10 protein-coding genes are annotated in these 12,317 nt (G+C 59.6%); 3 read left to right on the forward strand and 7 right to left on the reverse strand.

Annotated elements, in window-relative coordinates; all coding sequences use genetic code 11:
* Positions 1-2: 2 nt before the first annotated feature.
* On the reverse strand, positions 3-947 hold the full coding sequence (gene pfkB, locus NTD86_RS11490; protein WP_262202340.1) for a 1-phosphofructokinase: 945 nt from the start codon (positions 945-947) through the stop codon (positions 3-5).
* Positions 947-3,811, reverse strand: coding sequence for a phosphoenolpyruvate--protein phosphotransferase (gene ptsP / locus NTD86_RS11495; protein ID WP_262202341.1), 2,865 nt, complete (start codon positions 3,809-3,811; stop codon positions 947-949). Before ptsP ends, pfkB begins: the two co-directional genes overlap by 1 nt.
* A gap of 341 nt (positions 3,812-4,152) precedes the next feature.
* Here ptsP and cra point away from each other — a divergent pair, with 341 nt between their 5' ends.
* Positions 4,153-5,142: a catabolite repressor/activator gene (gene cra, locus NTD86_RS11500; RefSeq protein WP_262202342.1), complete on the forward strand. Its 990-nt coding sequence runs from the start codon at positions 4,153-4,155 to the stop codon at positions 5,140-5,142.
* A 9-nt stretch (positions 5,143-5,151) separates the two neighbouring features.
* Entirely contained in the window at positions 5,152-5,937 is a 786-nt protein-coding gene (locus tag NTD86_RS11505) for a TatD family hydrolase (RefSeq protein WP_262202343.1), read from the forward strand.
* 65 nt (positions 5,938-6,002) lie between these two features.
* On the opposite strand, the gene ampE is transcribed toward NTD86_RS11505, so the two are convergent.
* The 3 genes from ampE to NTD86_RS11520 form a co-directional block, all read right to left on the reverse strand.
* Positions 6,003-6,839: a regulatory signaling modulator protein AmpE gene (ampE, locus tag NTD86_RS11510; RefSeq protein ID WP_262202344.1), complete on the reverse strand. Its 837-nt coding sequence runs from the start codon at positions 6,837-6,839 to the stop codon at positions 6,003-6,005.
* Positions 6,836-7,399 carry a 1,6-anhydro-N-acetylmuramyl-L-alanine amidase AmpD gene (ampD, locus tag NTD86_RS11515; RefSeq protein ID WP_262202345.1) on the reverse strand — a complete coding sequence of 188 codons (564 nt, stop codon included), beginning with the start codon at positions 7,397-7,399 and terminating at the stop codon, positions 6,836-6,838. Before ampD ends, ampE begins: the two co-directional genes overlap by 4 nt.
* 82 nt (positions 7,400-7,481) lie before the next feature.
* Positions 7,482-8,918 (reverse strand): DUF1631 family protein, encoded by a 1,437-nt coding sequence (locus NTD86_RS11520; RefSeq protein ID WP_410016974.1) that lies wholly within the window; start codon positions 8,916-8,918, stop codon positions 7,482-7,484.
* 407 nt (positions 8,919-9,325) lie between these two features.
* On the opposite strand from NTD86_RS11520, the gene nadC reads away from it, so the two are divergent.
* The gene (gene nadC / locus NTD86_RS11525; RefSeq protein WP_262202347.1) at positions 9,326-10,174 is read left to right on the forward strand and encodes a carboxylating nicotinate-nucleotide diphosphorylase; all 849 of its coding nucleotides are present in this window, start codon (positions 9,326-9,328) and stop codon (positions 10,172-10,174) included.
* A 63-nt stretch (positions 10,175-10,237) separates the two neighbouring features.
* On the opposite strand, the gene NTD86_RS11530 is transcribed toward nadC, so the two are convergent.
* Positions 10,238-10,729, reverse strand: a complete 492-nt coding sequence (locus NTD86_RS11530) for a methylated-DNA--[protein]-cysteine S-methyltransferase (RefSeq protein ID WP_262202348.1) — start codon at positions 10,727-10,729, stop codon at positions 10,238-10,240.
* A complete protein-coding gene (locus NTD86_RS11535) occupies positions 10,726-12,222 on the reverse strand; it encodes a DNA-3-methyladenine glycosylase 2 (protein WP_262202349.1) in 1,497 nt (498 codons plus the stop codon). The genes NTD86_RS11530 and NTD86_RS11535 overlap by 4 nt, the downstream gene beginning before the upstream one ends.
* Between the last annotated feature and the right edge of the window lie 95 nt (positions 12,223-12,317).

A 12,317-nucleotide genomic window follows, 5' to 3' on the forward strand; every position in this document is an offset into this window, starting at 1 on the left:
TCTTATTCTGTTGCCAGAGTGCTGACGTTGACGGCGCTTTCGAGCGTCGCCAATTGCACCGCATCGCTGATGCCGAAACCTATTTGGGTGACTGCCATGGCCGCAATGGCGGTGGCAGTGCGCAAGGTCTGCTCCGGGCTGTGGCCGCTGATCAGGCCGTGCACCATGCCAGCCAGCAATGAGTCACCCGCGCCAACCGTACTCGCCACGCGGACTTTGGGAGGTATCGCCTGCATGGAGGGTGTCCCTGGGCTGAACCAATTCACGCCTTGGGCTCCATGCGAGATCACAACATGCACGACCCCTTGAGTCTGTAACTGGGTGGCGGCGGATACTTGGGCGTCCAGGCTACTGATCGCACTGCCCAGCACTTCGCTGAGTTCTTCAGCATTAGGTTTGACCAGCCACGGACCTGCACGCAGGCCTTCTTTCAAGGCCTCACCGCTGGTGTCCAGGATCACTTTCAAGCCGAATGCCTTGAGCCGCAGCACCAACTCCCGCAGCCACTGCGCTGTGATGCCACGCGGCAGGCTGCCGGCCACCACCACCGCGTCATGGCTGGCCGCAATGTGATCGAGTTTGTCGAGCAAGGCCTGTTGCGCCAGCTCACTGACCTGCGGCCCAGGGCCGTTGATGTCCGTGACGCGGCCATTGTCTTCGGCCAGCTTGATGTTGCTGCGGGTTTCGCCCGGCACACGAATGAACGCGTCGGCAAAACCACGGCGCTGGAACAGCGCCTCAAAAGCCTGTTGATTGTCCTCACCCAGAAATCCGCTGACGGTCAGCGAGTGCCCCAGGTCCGCCAGCACTTGTGCCACGTTGAGGCCTTTGCCAGCGGCATGGCTCAACAGAGCCTGGCTGCGGTTCACCTCGCCAGGTGCCAGTTGCGGCACGCGCACGGTCAGGTCCAGTGCCGGGTTTAGGGTGATTGTGAGAATCCTGGCCATTACAACGCCTCTACCAATGCACGGACTTCGTCCGGACTGCCGACGCTCAGGGCCTGTTCGGCCAGGGTTTTAAGACGTTCCATGTTCAATTCACGTACTCGCGCTTTCACTTCTGGGATACTGCGTGCCGACACGCTGAGTTCATCCACACCGATGCCCACCAGCACTGGCACTGCCAGCGGATCGGCCGCCAATTCACCACAGACACCCACCCATTTGCCGTGGGCATGGGCTGCTCGCACGGTGATGTCGATCAGTTGCAGCACCGCCGGGTGCAAGCCGTCTGCCTGCGCTGACAAGGTCGGGTGGCCACGGTCGATGGCCAATGTGTATTGCGTTAAATCATTGGTGCCGACACTGAAGAAGTCGACTTCCTTGGCCAGCACCGGAGCCAGCAAGGCGGCCGATGGCACTTCTATCATGATCCCCAATTGCAGGTCGGCCACCGGGATCTCCAGACGCAGACGCTCTGTCATGTCCCGCGCCGCACGCCACTCCGCCACACTGCCAACCATCGGGAACATGATGCGCAACGGCCGGTTGTCCGCCGAGCGCAACAAGGCGCGCAACTGGCTTTCCATGACCTGCGGGCGTTGCAGGGTCAGGCGGATGCCGCGGACCCCGAGAAACGGGTTTTCTTCTTTCGCGATGGGCCAGTACGGCAGCGGCTTGTCACCGCCCACGTCCAGGGTCCGGACCACCAGGGGCCGACCTTGCAGGTCGTCCAGTACACGGCGGTACTCGGCTTCCTGGGTGGCTTCGTCCGGCGCCTGGGAATGGGCCATGAAAATCAGTTCGGTGCGTAGCAGGCCAATGCCTTCGGCGCCCTGCTCAACCGCGCCGGCAACGCCTTTGCTCTCACCGATGTTGGCAAACACTTCAATCGCATGCCCGTCCGCAGTCACGGCAGGTTGATGGCGCAACTCAGAGGCGGCCAACAGGCGCTGCTCGCGGCTGTCGCGCTCATCGGTGGCGCGCTGCAAGGCATCCGCATCGGGGGCCACGTGCAAACGACCGCGCTGGCCGTCGATCAACAATTGCGTGCCCGGCTCCAGCAACAGTACAGCGTCGCCTGCGCCTACCAGGGCCGGTATCCCCAGGGCTCGAGCGACGATAGCGCTGTGCGCGGTAGCACCGCCACGTGCAGTCAAGATGCCCGCCACCCGCACCGGGTCCAGACGCGCTACGTCCGAGGGGCCGACTTCATCCATCACCAGCACGTAGGGCTGATCGGGTTCGGCCAGGGTCTGGACGCCACACAACTGCGCCAGCACGCGACGGCCAATGTCACGCAAGTCCGCCGCACGCTCAGCCAACAGCGCGTCCTGCAATGACTCTTGTTGACGGGCGGCCGCTTCGATCACCGCCATCCAGGCCGCTTCGGCGCTTTCGCCTTGCTTGAGACGCGAACTGACTTCGTCGGTCAGTTCCGGATCATCGAGCATCTCCTGATGGGTGATGAAAATTTCGCGGATGGCCTTGGACTGACTGCGCTGGATCAGCTTTTCGATGTCTTGGCGCACCTCATTGATGGCGCTTTGCAGGCGTTCACGCTCAACCGCAGATGACTCGCCACGCAGGGGGTAATCGAACACTTGCAGCACCTGGATGTGCGCCGGGCCAATGGCAATCCCTGGCGACGCCGGCACGGCGTGAATGACGCTGCCGGCAACGGGGGCCGCCACCGCAGCGGTCATATCGGCCTGGGCCGGTGCGGATTCGCTGTGCTGCGCCAGCGGCTCGACCTCTTCGCCAAGGCCTTCTTCAACCGCAGCCAAAATAGCCGGCAAGGCGTCATCGGCGACCGACGGTTCGGCGACAAATTCCAGCACCTGGCCACGGCGCGCACCGAGGCTGAGCAGTTTGCTCAAGCTCTTGGCAGACACCGCGCTGCTCTCTTGGCCATCGATGATGCGCACACGAATATCGCCGTCAAAACCCTTGGCCAATTGCGCGAGGATCTTGGCCGGGCGGGCATGCAAACCATGGGCGTTGGCCAGGGTGATACGGGCACTCGGCCAGTCTGCCGGCAGCTCGCCGCCCAAAGCCTCAAGCACTGCGCGGCGGCTGGTGGCACGCCCCAATTCTTGACCGCGCCCTTCTATTAATAACGCGCACAGACGTTCCAGCAGCGCCTGATGCGCTTCGCCCAAGCTGGCCAGGCAGAACAGCCCGCTGAGCGGCTGGCCCAAATAGCGAATGGGTTTGTCTGGGGTGACAAAGGCCAGCCCAGGGCGTTTGACCGTTTGCTCACTGTGCAGCCACCACAGGCCATCACCCAGCGGCAGCGCCTGGGCCTGTTGCAACACGGCGGCAAATCCGTTGCTCACGCAGTCAGCCTGGCGCAGCAAACGCGCGCCGCGCCAGACCAACTCTTCAAAGTCATCGGCTGACACGCCAAGGCCAATCATCTGAGCGTCCAGTGCAAGTTCTTGCGGGGCGCCTTGCAGCAATTTGAGCAACGCCTCAGGTGAACTGGCGCGCCGCAGGGCCTCGCCTAAATCGGTTTCGCCCAGCGCCCGGGTCAGCAACTGCAATAGCCGCAGGTGTTCGTCAGACTTGGCCGCAATACCAATGGCCAGGTAAACAATGTGTCCATCCCCCCAATCCACGCCCTGTGGAAACTGCAATAGGCGCACGCCGGTGGTGTACACCAGGTCACGGGTTTCAGGAGTGCCATGGGGGATTGCAATACCTTGCCCCAAAAAGGTTGAGCCCTGAGCCTCACGCGCTTGCAAGCCATTCAGATAACCTTCGGCCACCAAACCATCGGCAACCAGTTTATCGGCGAGTAAATGCAGCGCCGCAGACTTGTCCACAGCCGTTTGGCCCATGGAAATCTGCTCTTTAGTGAGCTCGAGCATGCGTTCTCCTTTTCCGACGCTCAACGGCGCACGGTATTGTTTTGAATTATGTCAGCTTAGGCCGCTCTCCCTAGAGTGTGTCAGCAGATGTGTGGCAAGCACGCTGCTGTCGTAGGAAAATGCCTTAAATCATGCAGGCTGAAACGTTTAATCAAGAAAGGACGGCACGTTACTGCATAATCGCTCGCGCTTGAAGCCCAACCTGTCGGTTTGATCGAAGTCAACCGGACGATGTTGCAAAAAAATACAGTGACTACAAGGCAGACGATGATCGACTGCCGTAATCGGTTAGGATTGACCACAATGTCGACACGTACTACAAAAAATAAGGAATTTTCGGCGTGAAGCTCAGTGATATTGCACACCTTGCAGGGGTTTCGGTGACTACCGCCAGCTATGTCATCAATGGCAAGGCCGAGCAGCAGCGCATCAGCAGCAGCACGGTCGAGCGCGTACGCGCTGTTGTCGAGGAGCATGGATTTACTCCCAACCCACAAGCCGCAGGCCTGCGCAGCCGGCACACGCGCACACTGGGTTTTATTCTCCCGGACCTCGAAAACCCGAGTTATGCACGCATCGCCAAGCAGCTTGAACAAGGCGCCCGTGCCCGTGGCTATCAATTGCTGATTGCCAGCTCAGATGACGCCCCCGACAGCGAGCGCCAGTTACTCAAACTGTTTCGTGCACGCCGCTGTGATGCGCTGTTCGTGGCCAGCTGCTTGCCGCCGGAAGACGACAGCTACCGTCAACTGCAGGACCTGGGCCTGCCAATCATTGCGATTGACCGAACACTGGAGCCTGCGCGCTTCTGCTCGGTGATCAGCGACGACTGCGAGGCCAGCCTGCAACTGACTCGTAGCCTGTTGAAACCCGTGCCTCAGCAAATTGCACTGATCGGCGCACGCCCCGAGTTGAGCATCAGCCAGGCCCGTGCCGCCGGATTCAAGCAGGCACTGGAAGGATTTGAGGGTGAAATCCTGATCGAACACGGCGCAGCCTTCAGCCGAGAGTGCGGCCGACGCATCATTGACGAACTGCTGGAGCGTTTGGGGCATTTTCCTGAAGCGCTGGTCACAACCTCCTACGTGCTGCTGCAAGGCATGTTCGATGCCTTGCAGGAACACCCGGACCAAAAGCCGCCGCTGCGCCTGGCCACCTTTGGTGACACTCAGTTGCTGGACTTCCTGCCGCTGCCGGTCAATGCCATGGGCCAACAGCACCAGTTGATTGCCGAAAAAGCCTTGGAGCTGGCGTTGGCGGCTATTGAAGAACGACGCTACGAACCGGGCATCCGGGCCATTGCCCGTACCTTCAAACAACGCATTCAGTAGGTTGAGTGCATGCCACTGATTGACACCCACACTCACCTCGACTTCCCGGACTTCGATCCCGACCGCGCGTCATTGCTGGCGCGCAGCCGGGCGCTGGGGGTCGCAAAGATGGTGGTGCTAGGGGTCTGCCAGGACAATTGGCAACGTCTATGGGATCTGGTTGAAAGCGATCGCCAGTTGTATGGCGCCTTGGGTTTGCACCCGGTGTATCTCGATCAGCATCGCCCTGAGCATGTGCGTGAACTCGGGGAGTGGCTGGAGCGTCTGGCCGGGCATCCACAGTTATGCGCGGTCGGCGAAATCGGCCTCGACTACTTTTTGCCTGACCTGGACCGTGATGCTCAGCAGCATCTGTTTGAAGCGCAACTGCAACTGGCGGCCGAGGCCAACCTCCCGGCGTTGCTGCATGTTCGTCGCAGCCATGCACCGGTCATCGCCACGCTGAAGCGCTTTAAGCTAAAGCGCGGCGGGATCATCCATGCCTTTGCGGGCAGTCGTGAGGAAGCCCGCGAATACATCAAGCTGGGGTTCAAGTTGGGGCTGGGCGGCGCAGCCACCTGGCCACAAGCCTTGCGCCTGCGCAAAGTCCTCGCTGACGTGCCGTTGGCGTCCATCGTGCTGGAAACCGACTCGCCCGATATGGCGCCGTTCATGTACCCCAATCAACGCAACAGCCCGGAGCACTTGCCAGCTATTTGTGAAGCGCTGGCGCAAGTGATGGGGATAAACGCCGAGGTGTTGGCCGAGGCCAGTACGGCGAATGCGTGTGAGGTGTTTGGCTGGGAAACTAACTAAAACTTTGTAGGAGCGAGCTTGCCTCGCGATCTTTTAAACCAGCAAAAGATCGCGAGGCGAAGGGCTTAGAGCAACAACGTCCACACCGCGAAACCGGTGTACCACAACACCGCTGCACGCAGCAGCAAGGCCCACAAGGTGTCGAGACTGGCGACGCCCTCCGGGCCGACTTGTGGTGCCGGAATTTCCGCGGCGGCACAACCGGCTTTGTTAATGAGCTGTTCTGCGCTGATGTCCCAGCTCAACAGTTCATGCAACATCACCCGAGTGACCGCGGCAAAGTTGCCCACCAATGCAAAACTGGCCGCCAACAGACGCACCGGCAACCAGTCGAAGGCATGCCGCAGTTGCTGCGCACGCTCAACCAGCTCAGGGTTTTTACTGTGTTCCGCTGCCAGCGCCAGCAAGCGATAGCTCAATGCTGCTACCGGGCCCAACAGGAAGTACCAAAAAATGACTGCGAAGAAACTCTGATACGCCTGCCAAAGCAAATAACTTTGTACTTTCTCGAGCAATTGCTCGCCGCTGTCTGCACACACGCCGAGGTCACGCTCAGCCACATGCACACTCGCCTGTAAGTCTGCGCGCCGCCAGGCATCACGAATCGGACCCAGCCCCGCCAGCAAGTCGCCACGCCCCAGACTGTAGATCAGGACCAGTAGGTGCACCGGCAACACCAACAGGCCATACGCCACCGGCGCCAATACCCACAGCAACAGGCCCAGTACCAGCACCGGGAACAGGATCAGGATGGCCAACACCCACCACGGCCTGCTCGCCAGTTTGGGGCTGGACTCCAGCTTGTGCAGTTCGCGCAACCAGCCGCCATCACACTGCAGACGCTGACGAACACTCGAGAATTTCTCGACCAGAATCGCCAGCAGTAACACCACAAAACTCATCGCTTATCTCCTGTGTGCCGCAACGCGTCACGAAAGCGCATCCATTCAAAAGCCGGGCCCGGATCCGTTTTTCGTCCCGGTGCAATGTCACTGTGACCACATATGCGCTGCGTTGTGATTGCCGGATAGGCGGCCTGTAACTGCCGGGTCAAGGCTAGCAGCGACTGATACTGCGCGTCGGTGAATGGCAGTTCATCAGTACCTTCAAGCTCGATGCCCAGAGAAAAATCATTGCAGCCCTCACGCCCGCCAAAATTCGAAATACCGGCGTGCCAGGCACGATCAAGACAGGAGACAAACTGAGTGATTTCGCCGTCACGTTCAATCAGAAAATGCGCACTGACCGTGAGTTGGCGAATACCTTCAAAGTAGGGATGTTCAGTGGCATCCAGTTGGTTCTGGAAAAACTCTTGCACTTTGCCGGTACCGAACTGACCTGGCGGCAAGCTGATGTTGTGGATAACCAGCAGTGAGATCTCGCCGCCAGGGCGCGCATTGAAGTTGGGTGACGGGCAATGGTGCACGCCTTGGCACCACCCGCTTGCGGGATCCAGTTGCATACAGGCTCCTCAATGACACTTACGAAGGGGCCCAGTATGCCGCGATGGACACACCGATGGGGAGCAATCTGTATGGCCTGGATCAATGCGCGCTGTATTGACCCAGGCTGCCGATCATCGAAGCGAGGGCACGGTCGAACAACGGCCGATCATCCAGCAATGAAATCGTCCCGCTGCGCAATTGACCGATCAAGTCAGCGCGGCTCTTCTCCACTGCTTTGATACCGCTGCGGTTCACAAACACGTGGCGGCCTTCGGGTTCAAGAATCGCAATCAACTTGCAGCGCTGGCGGCAGGCCGGGTTGGCTTGCAGTTCAATCCAAGTGCCGATACGCAACTGACTGACCAGCAGCAAGCCCAAGTGATCCTGCTCGTCCAGGGCTGTCGGCAGCCCGGCACTGGTGAGGAGCGACTGTTTGGCTTGCAACTGCTCGCGGGCACGCAGGCGGTGTTCAAGCTGCTCGACCAGCCCGCGCTCGGCATGGGTAAACCTGAGAAAATCCTGCAGCAGCGCTTCGAGCAGTTCGGGCAAGTTGACACTAGGGCAGCGCGCCAGTTGCTTGACCACCCGTTCGATTTCCCGATACAGCGGGTCGCCGTAAATACTAACGCTGTCATCCCAACCAACGGCCGCCTCTGCCATCACGTTCAATAGACTGCGGGCTGGGTGGCTGTCGCTACTGAAAAAATGCTGATCCATGCGGGCAATATTGAGCATGGGCTCCTGCAACTGGCCCAGAAGCTTTTTCAAGGGCATTGCCAGATTGCGGTCGCGGCTGATGTACTCGAATAACTTGCCCACCAGTTGGCTGACGTCCTGGCCAGCCACCACCGACTCTTGCTCGCGGGTTGCCAGGCCAGCGCTACAACAGGAGTCCGCAGCGCCAAGCTCGGGCAGTACGCCCGTGGCCACCAGCAATTGGTTGGCATCGGCGTACAGGCGCGTGGTCTGGCTGAGCAGGTATTTGTCGAAGAGTTGCAACATGATCAGCTTGACCTTGAGATCAACGCCCTGATCACGCTCTGCCTGCAAGAAATACTCACAGAGCATGGCCGGCCCCAACGGGTTGTTGTGCTCATTGAGCGTCACCCAGCTCAAGGTATTGAGACGAGCGGACAATTGGCACAGGGCCAACTGATCGCGGGTCAGCACTTGGGCGACCATGGCGTTGATGACTTGATCACGTTCAGAATCATTGATGACCAAAGGGAACGCATTGTGTACCGGAACCGGGGCCTGCAAGGCGCTCTCGCCAGCATCCGCCTGGGTCAACTTGATGAAGGCGAAAAAAAGCTGCTCAAGAAAACCGCGTTCGATGTTCTTGCGCTTGAGCCGCACATCGCGCATGGCTTCAAAATACAGACTTTGCTCGGCGTCACTCTGGGCCTTGTCGGCCATTTCAAACAAGGTTTCATCGGCATTGTCGAACAGCACCTGCAGTTCTTGCTTGAGTTGCTGAGCGGCCTTGTCATGCACCTGCAACAGGATCACAGGCAGGCGGGTGAGCGGCGAGTGCATCGCCAACTCCGTAGAGACCCTGTACCCAGGCCCCACTTTCCCGTCATTTTGCATCCAGTCCTCCAGTAATGGTTTTATTCGCTGACAAGTGAAACGCACGTGACTGTTAAGTCACGCCTGACGCTCACGGACAGTAACCGGCGCGTGTTTGCACACGCGCCGGTGGGTCGAAATCAGAACATCACTTATTGCGTCAAAGCTATGACGCCAAATAGAAGGCGGATTATCTTGTAAAAGAGGCCGCATATACCAGCAGCACTCTTCAATTCATCCAACCCGTGGGCAAATTAATCCTGAAACTGCCAAAAGCCGCACAATTAGGCGTGTACTCGGCCACAGCACTGCGCACCTTGGGTTCCTCGGCAGCATAGTCATATAATCGACCCACTTTGTTTGTGGAGCGCGTTATGCCGAATTTACATCTGGCCGACCTCACTGCCGAAATCGAAGCCAACGTGCGCCGTGCGTTAGCCGAAGACTTGGGCAGCGGCGACATCACCGCACAACTGATCCCGGCCGAACGCCTGGCCAAAGCGACCATCATTACCCGCGAAGCGGCCGTTATCAGTGGTACCGCCTGGGTCGACACTGTGTTTCGCCAGCTCGACCCACGGGTAGCCGTGCATTGGCAAGTGGCCGACGGCGAACGCGTAAGCCCCAATCAAGTGCTGTTTCACCTCGAAGGCCCTGCCCGCTCGCTGCTGAGCGGTGAACGCAGCGCCTTGAACTTTCTGCAAATGATGTCGGGCGTGGCGACCCACGCACAGTCATTGGCCGACAAAGTCGCCGACACCCGAGTCAAGCTGCTCGATACCCGCAAAACCTTGCCGGGCCTACGATTGGCACAGAAATATGCGGTGACCTGCGGCGGCTGCCATAACCACCGCATCGGCTTATACGATGCCTTCCTGATCAAGGAAAACCACATCGCCGCGTGCGGAGGCATTGCCGAAGCTATCAGCGCCGCACACAAAATCGCACCGGGCAAACCGGTGGAAATCGAAGTCGAAAGCCTGAAAGAACTCAAAGAAGCACTGGATGCGGGCGCCGACATCATCATGCTCGACGAACTGAGCCTGGATGACATGCGTGAAGCGGTGCGCATTAACGCCGGCAAAGCCAAGCTTGAAGCCAGCGGCGGGATCAACGACGCCACCCTGCGGCCCATCGCTGAAACGGGCGTGGACTACATCTCGATTGGCGCCATGACCAAAGATGTCAAAGCGGTAGACCTCTCAATGCGCTTGAGTTGCTAGCTGCGTCAGAGTGGCAAATTTTGAGCTGCAAGCTAAAGGCCTCCCTAGCTTGCAGCTTGCCGCTTAAAGCTTGCCGCTTGTAGCTGCCTCCAACCCCAACAACCATTGTTTGGCGGCCAATCCGCCACCAAAGCCGGTCAGGCTGCCATTGCTGCCAATCACGCGATGGCACGGAATGATGATCGGGATTGGGTTACGCCCATTCGCTGCGCCGACCGCCCGTGAGGCTTTAGGGCGCTGGATCTGCTGAGAAATCTGACCGTAGCTGGTCGTCATCGCGTACCCAATGGTGGTCAGCGCCTGCCACACCGACTGCTGAAACGCTGTGCCCAACGGCTTGAGTGGCAAGTCGAAGGTCACCCGTTCACCCGCGAAATATTCGTTAAGTTGGCGACGGACTTCTGCCAGTTTGCTCGGCGCATGTTCCCAGCCTGGCAGCGGCGTGTGTGGCCGGCGGTCCAGTTCGAACCGGATTTCACGAAGCCCTTCATCATCGGCCACCAAAAACAGCGGGCCAATCGGTGAAGGCATTTGGTCGTAATACACCTGCGTCATGTTGGCTCCTTGCGTGCGGCTGCAGAATCGGTCGCTGCACGCCATAAATACATCACTGAATAAGCGCGCCACGGCCGCCAGCTTTCTGCCAGCGCTTGCAACGCCTTGGTGCTCACCGGTTCACCGAGCGGGTTGGCTTCGCGGCGTAAAATCAAATCGGCTGCCGGAAAGGCATCGGGGTGTTTGAGCACGCGCATGGCAATGTAGTGCGCGGTCCACTCACCAATGCCCGGCAATTGCACCCAACGGCTGATAAAACGTTGCAGCGGTTGTTCGAGGGCAAAATCGACTCGTCCGTCAATCAAGGCACGAGCGATGCCTTGGATGGTGTTGATTCGCGCCTGAGTGATACCCATTTGCCCCATGTCTGCGTCCACCAATTGCTCGGGACCAGGGAACAACCGGTTCAGCTCCGAACCGGCTACCGCCTCTATCGCAATGCCGTAGCGCTGCACGATACGACTGGCGAGGGTGCGCGCCGCTGCCACGCTGACTTGTTGGCCCAGCACCGCGCGCACCGCTACCTCAAAACCATCCCAACCACCCGGCAGACGCAAACCGGGGTAGCGTGCGATGACCGGCGCCAGCAGCGGGCTGCTGCTCAAGGTCTGGGCAATGGCCAGCGGGTCGGCGTCCAGATCAAACATCCGGCGAATCCGAGTGACCACGCTGAGCATCTGGCTCGGCGCCACGTTCAATAGCTCAAGTTGCAATGCATGTTGTTCCCCCGGCCATGCACTGACCCGAAGCCAACCGGGAGAAGCCGGATCACCGAATACTCGTTGATAGCTCTGCCCATCCACCTGCTCGATACCCGGCAGGGCCCGGGTCTGCAAAAAGCCCAGCAACGCCTGGAAGTCGTACGGCGGGCGATAGCCCAAACGCAACACCAGCGCCTTGTCGGCACGGCTTTTAGGGCTGCGTCTGAACGCCCTAGGCTCGGCATGATTAGCTTCGGCAAACGCCGCATTGAAACGGCGCAGGCTACGAAACCCCGACGCCATTGCCACCTCGGTGATCGACAGATCCGTCTCGGTCAGCAGTTGCTTGGCGAACAGCAATCGCTGAGTCGCATGCACTGCCATTGGCGGCGCCCCCAGGTGCTGGACGAACAAACGGCGCAATTGCCGGGCACCAATCTGCATGCGCTCGGCCAATGTCTCCAGAGAGTGATCGGCCAGGTAACCCTCATTCATCAGTGCGAGGGCCCGCGACACCAAATGCTCGCCGTGCAGCCACAACGGGTTGCCCGGCGCCAACTCCGGCCGACAGCGCAGGCACGGGCGAAAGCCCTGGGCCTGAGCGGCGGCGGCACTGGCGTAATAGACCACATTCTCGGCTTTGGGCGGCCGTGCCGGACAGACCGGCCGACAGTAGATTCGAGTGCTGAGCACGGCGGTAAAAAACACCCCGTCAAACCGCGCGTCGCGGCTTAGACGGGCGATTTCACAGGCAGCAGTGCTGGGTGTCGAAAAGCGGTCATGTGTGTTCATGAGCCGCAGAATAGCACTGCATTTTTAGCCATTCTCGCCATTTTCGGACGTCAATGTTCGAGAACGTCAGGCCCGTGTCGACCTGTCGGAACTCA

Origin of the sequence: Pseudomonas sp. 7P_10.2_Bac1 (genome assembly GCF_025465935.1) — a bacterium.
Classification (GTDB): domain Bacteria; phylum Pseudomonadota; class Gammaproteobacteria; order Pseudomonadales; family Pseudomonadaceae; genus Aquipseudomonas.